General features: G+C 58.7%; 20 protein-coding genes and 1 pseudogene. 12 read left to right on the top strand and 9 right to left on the bottom strand.

Translation table 11 applies throughout. The annotated features are described in order from the left end of the window. Positions 1-208: 208 nt before the first annotated feature. Together AC1RL4_RS28900 and AC1RL4_RS28905 are read left to right on the top strand one after the other, a co-directional pair. Positions 209-364: pseudogene (locus AC1RL4_RS28900) on the top strand (helix-turn-helix domain-containing protein); the annotation flags it as partial. A 213-nt stretch (positions 365-577) separates the two neighbouring features. Beyond that, a complete protein-coding gene (locus tag AC1RL4_RS28905; RefSeq protein WP_019582340.1) occupies positions 578-835 on the top strand; it encodes a hypothetical protein in 258 nt (85 codons plus the stop codon). A gap of 82 nt (positions 836-917) precedes the next feature. On the opposite strand, the gene AC1RL4_RS28910 is transcribed toward AC1RL4_RS28905, so the two are convergent. The 5 genes from AC1RL4_RS28910 to norR form a co-directional block, all read right to left on the bottom strand. Then, the gene (locus tag AC1RL4_RS28910; RefSeq protein ID WP_096481065.1) at positions 918-1,667 is read right to left on the bottom strand and encodes a YkgJ family cysteine cluster protein; all 750 of its coding nucleotides are present in this window, start codon (positions 1,665-1,667) and stop codon (positions 918-920) included. Between the two features lie 83 nt (positions 1,668-1,750). Beyond that, positions 1,751-2,077, bottom strand: a complete 327-nt coding sequence (locus AC1RL4_RS28915) for a hypothetical protein (protein ID WP_230175629.1) — start codon at positions 2,075-2,077, stop codon at positions 1,751-1,753. 71 nt (positions 2,078-2,148) lie between these two features. Then, a complete protein-coding gene (locus AC1RL4_RS28920) occupies positions 2,149-2,607 on the bottom strand; it encodes a GNAT family N-acetyltransferase (RefSeq protein ID WP_230175628.1) in 459 nt (152 codons plus the stop codon). Positions 2,608-2,634: 27 nt separating this feature from the next. Beyond that, positions 2,635-3,537 carry a chemotaxis protein CheV gene (locus tag AC1RL4_RS28925; protein WP_018930150.1) on the bottom strand — a complete coding sequence of 301 codons (903 nt, stop codon included), beginning with the start codon at positions 3,535-3,537 and terminating at the stop codon, positions 2,635-2,637. A gap of 286 nt (positions 3,538-3,823) precedes the next feature. Further along, positions 3,824-5,377: a nitric oxide reductase transcriptional regulator NorR gene (gene norR / locus AC1RL4_RS28930; RefSeq protein WP_028939835.1), complete on the bottom strand. Its 1,554-nt coding sequence runs from the start codon at positions 5,375-5,377 to the stop codon at positions 3,824-3,826. A gap of 147 nt (positions 5,378-5,524) precedes the next feature. Between norR and hmpA the strand changes: the two genes are divergently transcribed. The 9 genes from hmpA to AC1RL4_RS28975 all read left to right on the top strand — a co-directional run bounded on the left by hmpA (position 5,525) and on the right by AC1RL4_RS28975 (position 14,544). Next, positions 5,525-6,706, top strand: a complete 1,182-nt coding sequence (gene hmpA, locus AC1RL4_RS28935) for an NO-inducible flavohemoprotein (RefSeq protein ID WP_096481061.1) — start codon at positions 5,525-5,527, stop codon at positions 6,704-6,706. A 178-nt stretch (positions 6,707-6,884) separates the two neighbouring features. Further along, positions 6,885-7,445, top strand: a complete 561-nt coding sequence (locus AC1RL4_RS28940) for an ester cyclase (RefSeq protein ID WP_096481059.1) — start codon at positions 6,885-6,887, stop codon at positions 7,443-7,445. 25 nt (positions 7,446-7,470) lie between these two features. Next, the gene (locus tag AC1RL4_RS28945; protein ID WP_019582334.1) at positions 7,471-7,980 is read left to right on the top strand and encodes a disulfide bond formation protein B; all 510 of its coding nucleotides are present in this window, start codon (positions 7,471-7,473) and stop codon (positions 7,978-7,980) included. 827 nt (positions 7,981-8,807) lie between these two features. Beyond that, positions 8,808-9,752: a ubiquinol oxidase subunit II gene (cyoA, locus tag AC1RL4_RS28950; protein ID WP_019582332.1), complete on the top strand. Its 945-nt coding sequence runs from the start codon at positions 8,808-8,810 to the stop codon at positions 9,750-9,752. 3 nt (positions 9,753-9,755) lie between these two features. Continuing rightward, positions 9,756-11,786 carry a cytochrome o ubiquinol oxidase subunit I gene (cyoB, locus tag AC1RL4_RS28955; protein ID WP_019582331.1) on the top strand — a complete coding sequence of 677 codons (2,031 nt, stop codon included), beginning with the start codon at positions 9,756-9,758 and terminating at the stop codon, positions 11,784-11,786. A 3-nt stretch (positions 11,787-11,789) separates the two neighbouring features. Beyond that, a complete protein-coding gene (locus AC1RL4_RS28960; RefSeq protein ID WP_019582330.1) occupies positions 11,790-12,416 on the top strand; it encodes a cytochrome o ubiquinol oxidase subunit III in 627 nt (208 codons plus the stop codon). Then, complete coding sequence (cyoD, locus tag AC1RL4_RS28965; RefSeq protein ID WP_008025399.1) at positions 12,417-12,752, top strand: cytochrome o ubiquinol oxidase subunit IV; 336 nt, start codon at positions 12,417-12,419, stop codon at positions 12,750-12,752. It begins immediately after the preceding gene. 11 nt (positions 12,753-12,763) lie between these two features. Beyond that, a complete protein-coding gene (gene cyoE / locus AC1RL4_RS28970) occupies positions 12,764-13,651 on the top strand; it encodes a heme o synthase (protein WP_019582329.1) in 888 nt (295 codons plus the stop codon). Between the two features lie 257 nt (positions 13,652-13,908). Beyond that, positions 13,909-14,544: a LysE family translocator gene (locus AC1RL4_RS28975; RefSeq protein ID WP_019582328.1), complete on the top strand. Its 636-nt coding sequence runs from the start codon at positions 13,909-13,911 to the stop codon at positions 14,542-14,544. A 97-nt stretch (positions 14,545-14,641) separates the two neighbouring features. Here AC1RL4_RS28975 and AC1RL4_RS28980 read toward each other — a convergent pair whose 3' ends face one another. The 4 genes from AC1RL4_RS28980 to AC1RL4_RS28995 all read right to left on the bottom strand — a co-directional run bounded on the left by AC1RL4_RS28980 (position 14,642) and on the right by AC1RL4_RS28995 (position 18,307). Further along, positions 14,642-15,346, bottom strand: a complete 705-nt coding sequence (locus tag AC1RL4_RS28980) for a hypothetical protein (protein WP_018930160.1) — start codon at positions 15,344-15,346, stop codon at positions 14,642-14,644. Positions 15,347-15,482: 136 nt separating this feature from the next. Then, positions 15,483-15,998: a hypothetical protein gene (locus AC1RL4_RS28985; RefSeq protein WP_230175627.1), complete on the bottom strand. Its 516-nt coding sequence runs from the start codon at positions 15,996-15,998 to the stop codon at positions 15,483-15,485. Between the two features lie 66 nt (positions 15,999-16,064). Further along, positions 16,065-17,594: a sensor histidine kinase gene (locus AC1RL4_RS28990; protein WP_230175626.1), complete on the bottom strand. Its 1,530-nt coding sequence runs from the start codon at positions 17,592-17,594 to the stop codon at positions 16,065-16,067. Beyond that, positions 17,591-18,307: a response regulator transcription factor gene (locus AC1RL4_RS28995; protein ID WP_018930163.1), complete on the bottom strand. Its 717-nt coding sequence runs from the start codon at positions 18,305-18,307 to the stop codon at positions 17,591-17,593. The genes AC1RL4_RS28990 and AC1RL4_RS28995 overlap by 4 nt, the downstream gene beginning before the upstream one ends. Before the next feature lie 152 nt (positions 18,308-18,459). Between AC1RL4_RS28995 and msrB the strand changes: the two genes are divergently transcribed. Continuing rightward, a complete protein-coding gene (gene msrB, locus AC1RL4_RS29000) occupies positions 18,460-18,975 on the top strand; it encodes a peptide-methionine (R)-S-oxide reductase MsrB (RefSeq protein ID WP_019582326.1) in 516 nt (171 codons plus the stop codon). Positions 18,976-18,978: the final 3 nt, after the last annotated feature.

Here is an 18,978-nt window from a genome sequence, read left to right on the forward strand (position 1 = left end):
CATCGTTCGGGTATCCCTGATAGAAACTTCAGAAGATTTTACCTAAGACCTTGAAAGGGATGGCTCTTACAGCGGGTAACTTTTGGCAAACGCCCCAAAAGTAACCAAAAGGTCACGCCGGTATGACTCACCCACATAGGTAACAAAACAGTTCAAGCACATAGGTAACAGTTTTTAACTGGCGCTGGTCGATTCCGAGGATCTGACCATGCCGTGGCGAGAGCTGAAACCTATGGACCTGAAAGTGATGTTCATTGCCGACTATCTGTCCGGTCGACTCAACTTCAGTCAACTCTGTGCGGCTCACAGCATCAGTCGCAAAACTGGTTACAAGTGGGTGGCGCGCTACAACGCGGACAGCGTTATCGTTCTTCGCGGGCAAGCCTCGCTCCTACAGAATTCGATGTGATCGACACATGACCTGAGCGAGGCTTGCCCGCGAAGGCGGCAGGTCCGTCAGCACAAAACCCGACGGACTCGCTCGCGGCTTGAAGCTTGCGGCCTCCGACACAGGTATACTGCCGCCTTTCGCGGCTCGCCTACCGGGCCCGACTCTTTAGCATCACCCGGAGCTTTCATGACTTCCCCGACACAACCGCCGGTTGCCGACGCTTTGCGCGACGACCAGGCAGACCTGCCCGACAGCGTCGACTCCAGCGCCGACAGCGAAACCAAAGCGGCGATCCCGGCGTTCAAGTTTCCGTTCAAGCCGGGGGAACTGGCCGGCGCGAAGAGCGCCAGCCAGCCTTGGTACAAGAATGGCGCCAAGAACGGCCACACCAAGACCCCGGGCGCAGCGCCTCCCGGCACTCGTCGTTCGATGGGCAAGCGCTGAGTTTTTACCTGCGCGGTGCGTGATCTGCCGTCATCGCGAGCCTGCTCGCGATGAGGCCATTAAATGCAATACGCCCTCGGGCTCAGGCCGCCCGCAACGAAATAAACGCATAGTTCAGCGGCGCTTCAGTCACCACCTGCGCCCCGGCTGCCAGCACTTGCCCGGCGATATCATCGCCAGACACATGAAACAGCCATTCACTATCCGCCCCGGCCTGCGATTGCTGCGCCACCTGATCGATCACCATGGCAAACGCGGTCATGTCCGGCAGATATGCGGTAAACCCATCGCCTTTCAGCGCTGTCGTCCGAATCCCCAATCGCGCGCAAATCGCATCCTTGGCCTGAATCTCATCGCGATCCGCTTGGCGGGAGCGCTGGATCAATCCTGCCAATTCCTGATCGACCAATTCACCGCCAACAATCAGATCCGGGCCTTTTTCCCATGACTCGGGCGGGCAATCCTTTGTTGCCGGGTTGAGCGGGATGTGCGGGTTGATTTCCATCGGATAGATGCGGCACACCAGCGGGCGGCGTTCGTAGATGCGGCAGAGGTTGTCTTCGTCAAGATTCCGGCAGGGGCCGACGTTGTAGGCGGCGAAGGTGATTGCCACGTGCGCTTCGCAGGTGCCGCTGCGAACCAGCGCCGAACGGCGTTCGGCGTGTTCGCGCTGTTGTGCTGGCAGGCCCAGGCCATTGGCGAGAAAGGCTTCCACCAGCACGATCACCTGGCCGCCATCGGCCGCCCACATGCGGGCTTCGGCCAGTGTCAGGGGAACATGGTGGTCGGTGCAGCATTTGCCACAACCGACGCAGGAGAACGGTGTATTCATTGAACGGCCAGTGACCTGTGAGAGCATGAAACGGCGACAAAAAGCCACCGCAAAGGCCTGTGCCAAAGCAAGTTATGCGCCATTCACTGCGCTTTTATGGTTGGACGGATGGAGTCCCATTCGGTGACGTAGGCGGTTTTGCTCTTCTTGTTGTAGAGGCACAGTTCGGTGCCTTGCTGGCCTTTCATGTGTTTTTGCGGGTACTGGCCTTGCAGCAGGAGCGCGGTATAACCGACCCGGTCATCGAACTGCGCGGCGTTGCCGACGGGTTGGGGGTTTTTCAGGCTGCTGGCCTTGGTGCAACTGGCGAGCACGGCTCTGTCGAAGGCGGCCCAGGCATCGGGGCTGGAGGCGTGGGCCTGGGCGGCGAGGGTGGTGAGACAGAGGAAGGTCAGGGTGGTGGCTTTCATGATCAGGCATCCTTGGCGTGTAGTGGTCAAGGTCGGAGTATGCCTGATGGTTTGCTCGCGAAAGCGGTGTGTCAGACAGGCACCGGCTCCCGCCGGACCACATACATCCCGGCACTTTCATACAAACCCCGCGCCCGAAGGTTGTCTTCCCGCACCTTCAAATCCACAAAACCTTCGCGGCGCTGCGCAAACACCTTGAAAGTATGGAGCAGCAGCGCACGGCCAAGTCCGAGGCCTCGAGCGCGCGGGTGCACCACCAAATCCTTGATGTAGGCACTGGTCCAGCACTGGGCGACGCCGACGATGCCTTCGGCATCCAGAGCGAGGAAGCACAGGGCCGGATCGTATTCAGGATCGGCTTCAAACCGCTGTTGCCAGACTTCCAGCGCCGGTACGCGGCCGCCGCCATCCCGATAACCCAGTTCCATCAAGTGATGAACGGCTTCGGCAAGTTCGGGACGGTACTCGGTCAGCTCAACGCCATTTGGCCAAGTGGAATGCGGCACATCCTCAGCGAGGTTGCGCCGCATCAGAAAACAAAATTCCTCGGCCAACACTCAGTGACCTTGTTCGGCGACGACCCTGGCCGCCTCGATCAGGCACTTGGTCAGTTCTGGCGAGGAGAACTTGGTCAGCACCCCGTTGGCCCCGGCCAGTCGAGCCTTCTCGCTGTTCATCGCGCTGTCCAGCGAGGTGTGCAGCAACACGTAGAGGTGCGAGAAGTCCGGGGTTTCGCGCAAGGTGCGGGTGAAGGCATAGCCGTCCATCTCCGACATTTCGATGTCCGAGACGATCAGGTTGATCTGCTGGGCGGTGCCTTGCAGGTCCAGCAGGCAGTCGATGGCTTCCTTGGCGCTGCGGGCGGTGTGGCATTGCAGGCCGAGGTTGCGCAGGGTGTGCACCGATTGTTGCAGGGCGACCTGGCTGTCATCGACCACCAGAATCCGTGCATTGCCCAGTACTTCAGCCTCTTCCATGCTCAGTTCGGTCGGGGCCATTTCGATCTGCGCCGGCGCAATGCCGTGGATGACCTTTTCGATGTCCAGCACCTGCACCAGCGTACCGTCGACCGACGTCACGCCGGTGATGTACGAGCGCACGCCGCCAGAGCCGAAGGGTGGTGGACGGATGTCGGTGGTCAGGCAGTGGACGATCTTGCTCACCGCCTGAACGTGCAGGCCCTGCTTGGAGCGGCTGACGTCGGTGACGATCAGACAGCCACCGTTCGGGTCTTCCAGCGGTCGTTCGCCGATGGCGCGGCTCAGGTCGATCACCGACAACGACGCGCCGCGCAGGGTGGCGATGCCTTTGACGTGGGGATGCGACTCCGGCAGCTTGGTCAGCGGCGGGCAGGGGATGATTTCGCTGACTTTCAGCAGGTTGATCGCCATCAGCTTGCCGCTGCGCAAGGTAAACAGCAGAAGCGAAAGTGAATCTGCGCGGGCTTTGTTGGAAGACATAAAAACCTTCTGTGGAAAAGGTGAGGCGATTATGAGCATCGCCAACAGCTATCGATGCCGGGTTATCGACTTGTTGGGGGCTGGCTTTAGGGGAAATGCCCATTGCCAGCCAAACGGTGACCCTGTGGGAGGGAGCTTACCTGTGGCGAGGGGGCTTGCCCCCGTTGGAGCGCGAAGCGGTCGTGAAACCAGCGATGAAGCTCTAGCTGGAAAAAGCGGGGAGCGCTTCGCACTCCAACGGGGGCAAGCCCCCTCGCCACAAATACCGCCCAACATAATAACCGCGTTATTTCATGCCCAACCGCTTGGCCATCCGCCCCAGGTTCGCCCGATCCAGACCCAGCTCCCGCGCCGCGCTGGCCCAGTTGTGCTGATGCCGTTCCAGGCAAGCGCTGATCAATTGGCGCTGATAGTGCTCGGTGGCTTCACGCAAATCCCCTGAAACCAATTCAGCTACCGGCGCAGCAACCACGGGTTCCGCTGCGTGTTCAACGCCGCCATTGGGCAAATCCAGATCCGCCGCGCTCAAGCTGAGAATCTTCGGCCGTTGTGTGCAATTACCCAGCGCCTTCAACGCGCTGCGGCCAATCAAGTGCTCCAGTTCCCGCACGTTCCCCGGCCAACCATACCCCAACAACGCCGCTTGGGCATCGCTGGTCAGGCGCAGGCTGTTGAGGCCCATGCGTGAGCGGTTTTGCTCCAGGAAGTAGCCGCTGAGCAACAGCACATCCCGACCGCGATCTCGCAATGCGGGCACCAGCAGCGGGTAAACGCTCAGGCGATGATAGAAGTCGGCGCGGTAGCGGCCGCTGCGTACTTCCTCGGCCAGGTCGCGGTTGGTCGCTGCGATCAGCCGCACGTCGACCTGATGTTCCTTGTCCGACCCCAGCCGCTGCAATTGCCCGCTCTGCAGCACCCTGAGCAATTTGGCCTGCACCGCCAGCGACAGTTCGCCCACTTCATCGAGGAACAACGTGCCGCCATTGGCCAGTTCGAACTTGCCGCGACGATCGTTCATCGCGCCGGTGAAGGCGCCACGCACATGGCCGAACAGTTCGCTCTCCACCAGGGTGTCCGGCAGGGCGGCGCAGTTGAGGCTGATGATCGGTTTGTCGGCCCGGGGCGACGCGGCGTGGATGGCCTGGGCCACCAGCTCTTTACCGACCCCGGTTTCCCCGGTGATCAACACAGTGAGATCGCTGCCGCCCACCAGATTGATCTCTTCCACCAGTCGCTTGTAAGTCTTGCTCTGGCCGATCATTTCACGGTTCTGCTGGCCGCTGGCCTGGCGGTAAACCTCGGCGCGCTGATGTTCGTCTTCGACGCGATTGGCCAGCCGTTCGATGCGCTCGGCGGCGTTTACGGTGGCGGCGGCGAGGCTGGCGAAGGCTTGCAGGGCATCCAGTTCGATTGGCTCGAAGCGCTCAGGGTCGAGGGCGTCGAGGGTCAGCAGGCCCCACGGGCGCTCGTCGATAAACAGCGGGCAGCCCATGCAGTCGTGGACTTCCAAATGCTCGTGCAGGCCATCGACCAGGCCGTCATAAGGATCGGGCAAGTCGCTGTCGGCGGCGAAGCGGGTCGGGCCGGGACTACTGAGCAGCACTTCGAAGCGCGGGTGTTCGCTGACCTTGAAGCGGCGGCCGAGGGTGTCGGTGCTCAACCCGTCCACGGCCAGCGGCACCAGCCATTCGCCGTCGAGTCGCAGCAGGGCGGCGGCATCGCAAGGGAGCAGGGCGCGCATGGCTTCGAGCAGGCGCCGATAGCGCTCGCCTTCGGGCAGCTCGCGGGACAGGTCGGAGACCAGGGGCAGCAGGGTCGTGAGCAGTAATTTTGCAGTCATAATGACTCCGTGTAGTCGCTATGACTATAAAGCGATGTGTGTCGATATGACTACTTTGTTTTTAACTGTTTGATTTATAAGGTTTTAATTGTTGGCATGGAAACTGATAAGCAAAGGGTATTCATATAAAGCCCAGGAGTTGCTCTTATGCTTAGCGTTCAAGACCGTGCCATCGTCAAGTCCACCGTACCGCTGCTGGAAAGCGGTGGCGAAGCGTTGATCACTCACTTCTATCGCATGATGCTCTCCGAATACCCGGAAGTCCGCCCGCTGTTCAACCAGGCCCACCAAGCCAGCGGCGATCAGCCTCGCGCCTTGGCCAACGGTGTACTGATGTACGCGCGGCACATCGACCAGCTCGATCAGTTGGGCGACCTGGTGGCCAAGATCATCAACAAGCACGTGGCCCTGCAAATCCTCCCGGAACATTACCCGATCGTGGGCAGCTGCCTGTTGCGGGCAATCTCTGAAGTACTGGGCGACGAAATTGCCACGCCTGAAGTGATGAGCGCCTGGGGCGCGGCCTACAACCAACTGGCCGAAATCCTGATCGGTGCCGAAGCCAGTATCTACGACCAGAAAGCCCAGGCACCGGGGGGCTGGCGCGGCGCGCGGGAATTCATCGTGGCGGCCAAGGTTGAGGAAAGTTCGGAAATCACTTCGTTCTACTTCGAACCGGCGGATAAAGGGCCGATTCTCGCGGCCGAGCCCGGCCAGTACATCGGCATGAAACTGATCCTCGATGGTGAGGAAATCCGGCGTAACTATTCGCTGTCGGCGCTGGCGAACAAGGGCCAGTACCGCATCAGCGTCAAGCGCGAAACCGGTGGCCGCGCCTCCAACCATTTGCACGATCAATTGCACGTCGGCGCGAGCATCATGCTGTTTCCGCCAGCGGGCGATTTCACTCTGACCGCCAGCGACAAACCGCTGGTGCTGATCAGTGGCGGCGTCGGCATCACCCCGACGCTGGCAATGCTCGAAGCGGCGCTGGCGACCGAGCGGCCGGTGCATTTTATCCACTGCGCGCGCAACGGCAGCGTGCACGCCTTCCGCGACTGGATCGACGGGCTGGCCGAGCGTCATCCGCAGCTCAAGCGTTTCTATTGCTACGCCGAAGACGATGGCGTCAGCCCGGCGGCGGACAAGATTGGCCTGCTGAGCCAGGAGCAACTCGGCGAGTGGTTGCCGCAGCAGCGCGATGTAGATGCTTACTTCCTGGGGCCTAAAGGCTTCATGGCAGCGATCAAGCGTCACCTCAAGGCCCTGGGTGTGCCGGAGAAGCAAAGCCGCTACGAGTTCTTCGGGCCGGCTGCGGCGTTGGAGTAAGCGGTTGCGGCGACTCGGGAGACCGAGTCGCCTTCATCGCGGGCAAGCCCGCGATAGCACCACCACGATCTTAATTCGTAAAAAACGCTTAAAGGTTAATCCGTTCTTAACCGGTTTATCGTTTATTCCCCGATGCTGATGATAGGCGCTCGTTCGTTTACATGATCAGGATCGCCCCATGACTCGCATCACTTTCTCCCGCCGTTCAACCCTGGCCGGCCTCGGCCTGACCGCTACGCTGTTGGCGAGCCCCTTTGCTTGCGCCGAGCCGGCCTTGCTCCAGCCGCAATCCCTGATCGTCGATCAGAGTCTGCCCAAGGCGCAGCGCGATGCCATGGAATTGGCCGCCCGGCGTTATGGCAGCTTCTGGAACACCGGGGAGGAGGCGTTGGCCAAGGCTGCGTTGTCAGAGCAGTTCGTCGACAAGACCCCGCCCGAAGGCCGGGTTCAGGGGCCGACCGGGCCGCTGCTGGCGTCGAAGTTCTTTCGCACGGCGGTGCCGGACCTGAGCTGCGAGATCGAACAAATGATCATTGCCGGTGATCGGGTGGTGGTGCATTTGCACTTTCGCGGGCACTTCACCGGCCCGTTCAAGGCTCTCAAAGGTCAGGGGCAGCGTGTAGACTTCCGGGCAACCGATATCTATCAGATCGACAACGGTCGCATCGCGGCCAATTGGCATATCGAAGACAACATCAGCCTGATGCAGCAGCTGCAAGCGCAGCCGCCGGCGAGCTGATCCACGGACACAGAAGGGAAACGCGATGAGCGAGGAAACAATGCGGTTGGGACGTGAACGGCGCTATCTGGTGTTGCTGGGCATCATCTGCCTGGCGCTGATCGGTGGCGCGCTGTACATGCAAGTGGTGCTGGGCGAGGCGCCGTGCCCGCTGTGCATCTTGCAGCGCTACGCATTGTTGCTGATCGCGCTCTTCGCGTTTATCGGCGCGGCGATGCGCACCCGCCGCAGCATCACGCTGTTCGAGGCGTTGGTGGTGATCAGCGCCATCGCAGGCGTCGGGGTGGCCGGGCATCACGTCTATACCCAGCTGTACCCGGAAGTCAGCTGCGGCATCGATGTGCTGCAACCGATCGTCGACGGCCTGCCGCTGGCGAAGATCTTCCCGCTGGGCTTCCAGGTCGACGGTTTCTGCTCCACGCCGTACCCGCCGATCCTTGGTTTGTCCCTGGCACAGTGGGCGCTGACGGCGTTCGTGCTGGTCGTGGTGCTGGTGCCGCTGCTCACTTGGCGTAACCGCAAAGCGCTGCGCTGAGGCCATCCGCCACACCGTTGCAGGAAACAAAAAACGCCCCGGTCCTCGTTGAGAGGCCGGGGCGTTTTGCATGTTCAAAGCTCAAATGAAAAGACCTTGATGCGCGACAATTATGGATGCGGCATGTGTGCGACATGTTGTCACAGCTCGAGTGTCGCAAGTCATTTCAAGACATGGAATCGGGACACCTTCAGGTACCTAAAACAGGCTCTGTAAGCCACTACCGCTTTCAGTGCCAATCAGCCGAAACAGGCAGTTTTAACAGGGGCTGGCGAATTGCCAAAGCCCTTGTCACATAGGGGGTAGAGCAGGGTCTGAGGCGAGCGCAGAGCCCAGGAAGCTGTCTGAACTTCGCGCGGTACACCTACATTTTTTGGTGTTTTTGTTGAGAATTAATTTCGATACCATGGCCCACTTTTGCAAAAACCGTGAATGATTGTTGCTGGAACGGATAAAAATTATTTCGGGATGAGACATGGTTTATGAATCGCTACATATCTACAATCGCCCGCACTGAATTCCCGGCACTGCTCATCCTGACTCAGGCTTATGAGTAGAACAGGGCGTCGAGAAGCCTGATGGCTTCATGCGACTCCCCATTGTCGGTGCCTTCCGACGATCCGCACCAAATGGAATTGGTCTGTAACAAGGCCCTTGACCACGAATTCGAATAAGAACACACCGCAGGCCCAGCAATTGTCGAACCGCGTCTGACGCGCGACGGGCAGGCCCTTATTCAATCCAAGAAAAATGCCAACCCTTGGCAGGGTGAAGTGTTGGCGATCAAAACCCAACTGCATTGCGCAAGCTGCTTTAGAGGTCGTGAGATGAGTAAAAACAGGTACCCCAGACTACTAGGCTTATTGCCGCTGCTCGGCACGTTGTTGCTGGGAGGCTGCAACATGACCTTGCTCGATCCCAAGGGCCAGGTCGGCCTGGATGAGCGAAACCTGATCATCACCGCAACGCTGCTGATGCTGTTGGTCGTCGTGCCGGTCATCGTCATGACGTTCCTGTTCGCCTGGAAATACCGCGCTTCCAACCAGGACGCCGTCTACACGCCAAAATGGTCCCACTCCACCAAGATCGAAATCGCGGTGTGGACTATTCCGGTACTGATCATCATTGCCCTGGGTTACGTCACCTACAAGTCGACCCACGCACTGGACCCTTACAAGCCGCTGGAATCCGACGTCAAGCCAATCACCATTGAAGTGGTCGCGCTGGACTGGAAGTGGCTGTTCATCTACCCGGAACAAGGCATCGCCACGGTCAACAAGATCGTGTTCCCGGCGCACACCCCGATCAACTTCAAGATCACTTCCGACGCCGTGATGAACTCGTTCTTCATCCCTGCTCTGGGCGGTCAGATCTACGCGATGGCGGGCATGCAGACCAAACTGCACCTGATCGCCAACCAGAACGCTGAAATGGACGGTATCTCCGCCAACTACAGCGGCGCGGGTTTCACCGGCATGAAATTCAAAGCTATCGCCACTTCTCAGGAAGATTTCGACGCCTGGGTAAGCGAAGTCAAAAAGGCACCTAAACAGCTTGAACAAGCTGAATACGCAGCCCTGTCCAAGCAGAGCCAGAACAACCCAGTCGAGCTTTACTCCTCGGTCACGCCGAACCTGTTCCAGATCATCGTCGACAAGTACGAAGGTATGAAACCGGGCAAGCCAATGCACCACGAGAAGAAAGAGCACGAAGTGGCCGCCATGGAAGGGATGGACATGAGTTCGCATTCAGCTGCCGGGGCAGAGGAGTAAACGATGTTTGGTAAATTAAGTTGGGAAGCGGTCCCGTTCCACGAACCGATCGTGATGGTGACCATCGCCATGATCGCGCTCGGTGGTCTGGCACTGTTCGCTGCAATCACCTACTTCAAGAAGTGGACTTATTTGTGGACCGAGTGGTTGACCTCGGTCGACCACAAGAAAATCGGCGTGATGTACATCGTCGTCGCCATGGTCATGCTGCTGCGTGGTTTTGCCGACGCCATCATGATGCGTACCCAGCTGGCCATGGCCACCGAGGGTTCGCCTGGCTACCTGCCACCTGAACACTATGACCAGATCTTCACCGCTCACGGTGTGATCATGATCATCTTCATGGCGATGCCATTCTTCACCGGCCTGATGAACCTTGCAGTGCCGCTGCAGATCGGCGCGCGTGACGTTGCCTACCCGTTCCTGAACTCCCTGAGCTTCTGGCTGCTGGTTTCCGGCGTGGTGCTGATCAACCTGTCCCTGGGCGTTGGCGAATTCGCCAAGACCGGTTGGGTTGCCTATCCGCCGCTGTCGGGCCTGCAATACAGCCCGGGCGTGGGGATGGATTACTACATCTGGGCGCTGCAGCTATCCGGGTTAGGTACGACGCTGACGGGGGTCAACTTCCTGGCCACCGTGCTGAAAATGCGTACCCCTGGCATGAAGCTGATGGACATGCCGATCTTCACCTGGACCTGCACCTGGGCCAACGTCCTGATCGTGGCTTCGTTCCCGATCCTGACCGCTACCCTGGCTTTGCTGACGCTTGACCGTTACATGGATTTCCACATTTTCACCAATGAACTTGGTGGCAATCCGATGATGTACGTCAACCTGTTCTGGGCTTGGGGTCACCCCGAGGTTTACATCCTGATTCTGCCGGCGTTCGGGATCTTCTCCGAAGTCATCTCGACCTTCACCGGCAAGCGCCTGTTCGGCCACCACTCGATGGTCTACGCCAGCGGCGCGATCTCGATCCTGGGCTTCATGGTTTGGCTGCACCACTTCTTCACCATGGGTTCGGGTGCCAGCGTCAACGCCTTCTTCGGTCTGGCGACGATGCTGATTTCGATCCCGACGGGTGTGAAGCTATTCAACTGGCTGTTCACCATTTATCAAGGCCGTCTGCGTTTCACCAGCCAGGTTCTGTGGACCCTGGGCTTCATGGTGACCTTCGCTATCGGCGGCATGACCGGCGTACTGCTGGCTATCCCGGGTGCTGACTTCGTACTGCACAACAGCCTGTTCGTGATCGCGCACTTCCATAACGTGATCATCGGCGGCGCGGTATTCGGTTACATCGCAGGTTTCGGCTTCTACTTCCCGAAAGCGTTCGGCTTCAAGCTGCACGAAGGTTGGGGCAAGGCAGCGTTCTGGTTCTGGATCTCCGGCTTCTTCGTCGCGTTCATGCCGCTCTATGTATTGGGCTTCATGGGCATGACCCGTCGTCTGAACGCCACCACCAACCCTGAGTGGGTACCGTACCTGTACGTTGCCATGTTCGGTGCGGTGATGATCGCTGCGGGTATCGCCTGCCAGCTGATCCAGCTGTACGTGAGTATTCGTGACCGCAAGCTGCCGCAGAACATGTGCGAGCACGGCGACCCATGGAATGCCCACACCCTGGAATGGTCGACTTCCTCGCCACCACCGTTCTACAACTTTGCCGTGTTGCCAAAAGCAGAAGGCATCGACCCGTTCACCGAAGCCAAGGAAAACGGCACCGCGTACAAGGCTCCGGCCAAGTACGAGCCGATCCACATGCCAAACAACACCGCGACCGGTCTGGTCATGGGTGCTCTGTTGACCGTGTTCGGTTTCGCGATGATCTGGCACATCTGGTGGTTGGCCATCGTTGGTCTGGTTGGCACCGTGGGCTACTTCGTGATCCACGCTGCACGTGATGATCAAGGCTATATGGTGCCGGTCGACGTGATCGAGCGCATCGAAGCCGAGCAGCACAAGCGTCTGGTAGCGGCCGGGAAAATTCCAGCCACCACCACCCGTGTTGAAACCTCGTTGGAACAGGCTTAAACCATGTCGAACTTAGTGACCAATGCTGGACACACCCATGTCGATGGACATGGGCATGATGACCATCACCACGACTCGGGCGAGATGACCGTATTCGGTTTCTGGCTCTACCTGATGACCGACTGCATTCTGTTTGCGTCGATCTTCGCGGCGTACGCGGTACTGGTTAACAACGTAGCGGGTGGCCCGTCGGGCCACGACATCTTCGAGCTGCCATACGTACTGGGCGAAACCGCTCTGCTGCTGTTCAGTTCGATCACCTACGGCTTCGCCATGCTGGCGTTGTTCAAGGGCAAGAAGAACCAGGTCCTGGGCTGGCTGGCCCTGACCTTCCTGTTCGGCGCCGGCTTCATCGGCATGGAAGTCAACGAGTTCCACATGTTGATCTCCGAGGGCTTCGGTCCTAGCCGCAGCGGCTTCCTGTCCGGGTTCTTCACCCTGGTCGGCACCCACGGTCTGCACGTGACCAGCGGTCTGATCTGGATGGCGATCATGATGTATCAGGTGCAGAAAAACGGCCTGACGGCGACCAACAAGACCCGTCTGAGCTGCCTGAGCCTGTTCTGGCACTTCCTGGACGTGGTGTGGATCTGCGTATTCACCGTTGTTTATCTGATGGGGACTATGTAAATGGCTAACGCTCATTCCCACGATAGCCACGACGCCGGCCACGGCAGCGTCAAGTCCTACGCTATCGGTTTCATTCTGTCGGTGATCCTGACCGTCATTCCTTTTGGCCTGGTGATGTACCCGTCGCTGCCAAAAGCCCTGACCCTGTGGATCGTACTGGCCTTCGCAGTCATCCAGGTGCTGGTGCACCTGGTGTACTTCCTCCACCTGGACCGTTCGGCAGCGCAGCGTAACAACGTGATTGCGTTTGTTTTCGCCGCGATCGTAATCGTCCTGTTGGTAGGCCTGTCGCTGTGGATCATGTTCAGCATCCACACCAACATGATGGCGCACTGAGGTAAGTCCGGATGTCCTTGAAGCACTTTATCCAAATCACCAAACCGGGGATCATTTTCGGTAACGTGCTTTCAGTGGCAGGCGGATTTTTCCTGGCCTCCAAAGGGCATGTCGATCTGGCCATCTTCCTGGCCGCGATGATCGGCACCTCCCTGGTTGTAGCCTCCGGTTGCGTGTTCAACAACTGCATCGACCGCGACATCGACCTGAAGATGGAACGCACCAAGAACCGGGTGCTGGTCCAGGGCTTGATCTCCCTGAAACTGGCCCTGGCTTATGCGACCGTCCTTGGTGTTCTCGGCGTTGCACTGTTGTACAAGGTGGCCAACCCGTTGGCCGCGTTGTTCGCGGTGATCGGTTTTGTCATCTACGTCGGCTTCTACAGCCTGTACCTCAAGCGCAAGTCGGTTCACGGCACGCTGGTGGGGAGTCTGTCGGGGGCGATGCCGCCGGTGATCGGTTACGTCGCCGTCAGCAATAACTTCGACATGGCCGCACTGACGTTGCTGGTGATGTTCAGCCTGTGGCAGATGCCGCATTCCTATGCCATCGCAATCTTCCGCTTCAACGATTACCTGGCCGCATCGATTCCGGTGTTGCCAGTGAAGCGCGGCATTGAAGTGGCCAAGAAACACATCCTGCTCTACATCCTGGCCTTCCTCGTGGCGACCTTGATGCTGACCTTCAGCGGCTACGCCGGCATGAGCTACCTCGCCGTCGCCGCGGCCATGGGCATGTACTGGCTGTACATGGCCTGGACGGGCTACAAGGCAGTGGATGACACGGTCTGGGCACGCAAGCTGTTCGTGTTCTCGATCTTCACCATTACTGCGTTGAGCGTGATGATGTCCCTGGACTTCAAAGTGCCGAGCGAGTTGCTGCTGACGTACGCGCCTTAAGCGTCGGATGCTGTAAAGAAAAGCCCCGCCTTTCGAGAGAATGGCGGGGCTTTTTGTTGGGGGCGATTCAGGTGGTTCTGAACTCGAGCCCCTTTTGCATAACTCTTGGTTGTGCGAAGGATCAGATTGTTTAGGAAAACGGAGTATGGCATTTAGGAAGTCTCCTAATGCCAGCACCTGCTTTGCTCGCTACGGTTCAGCTGGGCCGGGCAGGGATGAATGACCATCTCGGGTCAGGATTAGTATCGTGAAGGGAAATGGAATCAGAGGGCAAGGACGTGCAGGATTTTCAGCGATCTCTATTATTTTCAATCGTGTTGTCGATCACCTTTGGGCCGATTGCCTTGATTATATTGAGGCAGTCCATCTTGCATGGACGATTGAGCGCCGTACCAGGTGCGTTCGGAGCAGCCCTGGCGGATGCTCTGTATGCCGCAGTCGCGTTGATGGGGGTAGCGCTGATCAAAACCTTTGTATTGGGCTATCTGGATCTTCTGACAGTTGTCTCAATAGCCTATCTCTTCTATTTGGGTATAAGGATCACTGCGTCCTCTGATTCGACAATGAGCATCACACGCCAATCAGGCTTTTTCTCTGTGTTTGCGTTAACGCTGAGCAATCCGTTGACCATTGTGGCAATCACCTCTTATGTCATCGCTAATCACTCAGACGAAGCGACTGTTAACGTGCCTCTTTCGCTCGCTGGTTTTTTCGTCGGCAGTCTCGCCTGCCAGATGGTGTACGTAATGGGGGGCGATGTTATTGGAAGGGCATTGTCTGGAAGGAAAAGCACTCGCCTATTGAATTGGTCTAGTGGTCTTTGTCTGATCGTTTTCTCTTTATGGAAACTACAAGATTTCATCAGGGCTAAACCGTTTTTGTGGGCGGTTTGAGATGGCGTGCAGCACCTGAGCCGAGTGCCAATCTCGTGCGCGCAGGCAATAAAAATCCCCGCTCGATGGCGGGGATTTTTGTGTGCAGCGTTTAGCGTTACTGCGCGGCGATGCTGTAACCGTCGAACGCGGTCTGCTGCTGCAGCGCGGTGATGATGTTTTTTCGGTTGACCGGTTGTTCGGCCCCGGCATTGTCCAGGAACGTCTCGCTTTCCAGCTCCGCTTCTTCACCTTCGCCGACGAAAGTGAAGCCCAGGAATTCCAGCGCTTCACGGTCAACGTTCAGGCGCGAGCGCGGGGTGCGCAGGGGCAGGGTGACGCTGATGCCGTCCTTGCTGATGGTGAACACTTCGACTTCTTTTTTGGCGCGAGCCGCTTTGCTCTTGCCGCTGCTCGGGTTGCTGATGGCTTGGTGAGTCTGGTTCAGCACTTTCAGCGCCAGGCCATAAACGATTTCCTGGAACGCCGGGTCGTCCTTGAAGCTGGACAGAATGCGGCTGATCGGGAATTTGCTGCTCAGGTCTTCCAGGGCGGCAATATCGGCCGCTTCGGCGTCTTTCAATTGCTTGAGTTCGCCCATCAATTCGTAGGCTTTATCGTCATCGAAGCTGTCGTGAGCCTGGCGAATCGCGGCGCGCAGTTCGCGGATCTGGTCGCTTTCCCGGGTGGATTGAAAAGCGTCCAGAACCATCTCGCTGATGGTCTTGGCCTGAGGCACGTGTTGTGAAAGATTGATGGAGTTTTCGTATTCCGCTTTGGACGACAAGGTGACTACGGATTCAGCGGTATTGGAATCGGACATTGAAATTTCACTACTTCTTTAACTTGGATAGAGGCGAGAAAGCACAGGGCTTTTTCAGGCCGCCTAATCTATTGGACCCACGCTGCGTTGTCACGGATGAACAGGTGGCTGGTCAGTATTTTTGGTGAGAGCGCTTTTAACCGGCTGACATCTGCGGGCGTTTTGCCTGGAGTGTCAGCAGCACCCGATAAAGTTTCAGCGCCCGCCCGCTGATCAATCCGCAGACAAAACCTGACGCCGTGGCCTTGAGCAGCAACATCTCAACAGTGACGGCGAACTCCGGATGCACCTCATCCTGATAGCCGAAGTAATAGTTCACGGCAAAAAACAGCAGGTAGAGCACCGGTGTTTTAACCGTGCCCGGCACGATCAGCCCGGTTTCCGGATCATCCAGCTCAATACCTTTGCGCGCAAATACAACCAGTGCCGCGAGGCTGCCCAGAATGACGGCGGCCAACCAGCAGCCAATCGATATTTGAGGGCTCAGCGTCAGGTTCAGCGAGTACAGCGACCAGCCGAGCAAAAGCGGTGGAGTGACAAGCAACGACGTTTTGTTTTCATGGGTGGGGGATAAGGCTTTGACGCCGTAGTAACAGAGCAGCAGAAAGATCGCATAAACCCATAGCGGGGTGTTTTGCAGGGTGTTGAGCATTACGTAGCGTCCGTGCCGGGAATGAAGAGTCCGGATAATAGCTGCTGCCATGGCCGAGGCTATCGACTATTTCCCCGTCGAATTCATATTCATCGAACGAGTCATCCATTGCTCCGCCGTGTGCTCATCCACCGGCAAGGAGAAGCGAAAAGTCGCGCCGCGTCCCGGCACATCAATCAGCTCGATCTCGCGACCGTGCAATTGCAGGATCCGGTGCACGATCCGCAGCCCCAGCCCGCCATCGCGCCGTGCGCCGCCAATGTTGAATGGCCGCAGGAACAGACCTTCACGCAGTTGGGGGGCGATGCCGGGGCCGGTGTCGCTGACGGTCACTTCGATAAAAGCCCCTTGGGGGCGGAGGCTGAGTTCGATTTCTCCCCCTTGGGGCGTGTGGCGCAGGGCGTTATCGAACAAATTGGTCAGCACCCGCTCGATCAGCCCCAGGTCGGCGCAGGCCACGGCGACGTTGGGGGCGAAGGTGGCCTTGAGTTCAATCTGGCGCGCTTCGGCGCTGAGTTCGAACTTCTGAAAAATGTCCTGCACCAGATCAGTCAGGGAGAAACGCTCCAGCACCGGTTGCACGAAACCGTGTTCCAGCCGCACCAGTTCCAGCAACGATTGCGCCAGGCCGCCGACCTTGCGGCTTTGATCCAGGGCGATTCCCAGATAGCGACGGCGATCGGCGGGGGACAAGGTGGCGTCCTTGAGCGACAGGGTTTCCAGGTAACCGTGCAGCGAAGCCAGCGGTGTGCGCAGGTCGTGGGAGATGTTGGCCACCAGTTCGCGACGCTCCTGATCCTGACGGGTCAGCGAGCGCCATTGTTCACCGAGGCGCGCTTGCATCTGCCGAAAGGCCGCGTCGAGTACAGCTATTTCATCGTGGCTGGCGGCCTTTTCCATCGGCTCCGGCTCCGGCTCAGGTTCCGGCGAAGCGGTTGGAACGCCGTTGATATCGAACTGACTGACTTTCTCGGTCAAGCGACGCAATGGCCGGGTGATCAGGGCGAATGCCGTGAGGCCGGCAATCAGGCACAGCAACGCCACCAGTCCGATGGACAACAACGCGGTATTGAGCGCCGCGCTGGTGGCTCCGCGCTCGGCGAAGCGGTCGTGCGCTTCGCTGAGCAACACCACATACAAATAACCGGCCGGCTGACCGTTGACCCGCAAAGGCGCGGCGCTGAACACCTTGCGACCATCGACGCTGCGCGGATCGTCGCCGAGAATCGGCAATGCCTCGCCCTTGAGCAAGCGCTGGATTGGCACCAGATCGACCTGCTCCCGATGTATTCGGCCTTCAGGCGCGGCGCTGCCGACAATCCGGCCGCCGGTATCCAGCAGATAGACCTCGACACTGGGATTGACCAGCATCAGCTGGCTGAACAGTTCGCGCACGGCATTGGGCATCGGGCCATTGCGGTCCATCAGCACGGTGTCGTGGGCGATGTGTTGCGCCAGATCCCGCGACAAGCCTTGCACCACTTCCAGCTCATGCATCTGGTTGGAGCGTACCTGCATCCATACCGAGGTGCCGCTGCACACCAGCAACAGCACGGCGAACACCAGGGACAGGCGTTGGGTCAGGGTCAACCTCATGGCTGCTCTCCGCTTGCTGCGAATTTGTAGCCACGGCCCCACACCGTGAGGATGCGCGCCGGTTGTGCCGGATCGGCCTCGATCTTTGCCCGCAGGCGGTTGATATGAGTGTTGACCGTGTGTTCGTAGCCTTCGTGGCTGTAGCCCCACACCGCATTGAGCAGGTCCATGCGCGAGAAGACTTTGCCAGGCTGACGGACAAAGAAGTACAGCAGGTCGAATTCCCGTGGCGTGAGGTCAAGACGCCGGCCGTCGAGGGAGACTTCACGGGTGATCGGGTCGATGGACAGGCCATCGCTGATCAGACTGCCTGCATCCATTTTCAGATTGCGGGCCATGGCGTCGACCCGTCGCAGCAGTGCCTTGACCCGTGCCACCAGCTCGAGCATGGAAAAGGGTTTGGCCAGGTAATCGTCGGCGCCCAGCTCCAGTCCCAGAATCCGATGCACTTCGCTGGAGCGCGCACTGGTGATGATGATCGGTGTGTAGCGGGCCATGGCCCGGGCGCGGCGGCAGATTTCCAGGCCATCGACGCCGGGCAGCATCAGGTCGAGGATCAGTGCGTCCCAGCTTCCTTGCTGCAACAGACGCATGCCCTCGTCGCCGTCGGCGCAGTGCACTACCTCGAACTGCTCATCGCGCAGATGCAGGCAGATAAGGTCGGCGATGTGCAGGTCGTCCTCGACCACCAGGACGCGTTTGGTCTGTTCCATGGAGCTCAATCCTTTGTGACGCAATGAACACATTGTGCGGGTTTTCCTGAGGTTGAGTTATCACGAATTATTTAACTCCTCGTGAGGATTTGGCGATCAACTCAAGCCTAGGCTGTGTTCCATGCAAGGCACCTGGAATTTTGGAGAAGGCCATGTTTTCACGGCGACAGTTTCTGGTAGCGAGCGGCGGGCTGGGGGCTGCAGCCCTGGTGATCGGTGTATTGCCAAAATTTTCCACAAGCATTGCGCTGGTCGATGAAGCCCGCGCGCAGGAGGTTTTCGAGGTGACCCACAGCGACAGCGAATGGCGCGCCCGGCTCAGCGCCGAGCAGTACGAAATACTGCGCGAAGAGGGCACCGAACGGGCCTACAGCAGCCCGCTGAACAACGAGCACCGCAAGGGCGTTTTTGCCTGCGCCGGTTGTGATCTGTCGTTGTTTTCTTCCGACACCAAGTTCGACAGTCGTACTGGCTGGCCGAGTTTCTGGGCGCCCCTGGACAACGCGGTGGCCACCCGACAGGACCGCTCCTTCGGTGTATTGCGCGAAGAGGTGCACTGTCGTCGTTGCGGCGGTCATCTGGGGCATGTCTTCGAGGATGGGCCAAAGCCCACCGGTCTGCGTTACTGCATGAACGGCCAGGCGCTGACCTTCAAGCCACAGGCGTGATCC

The organism is Pseudomonas sp. GW822-FHT07A10 (genome assembly GCF_058798795.1).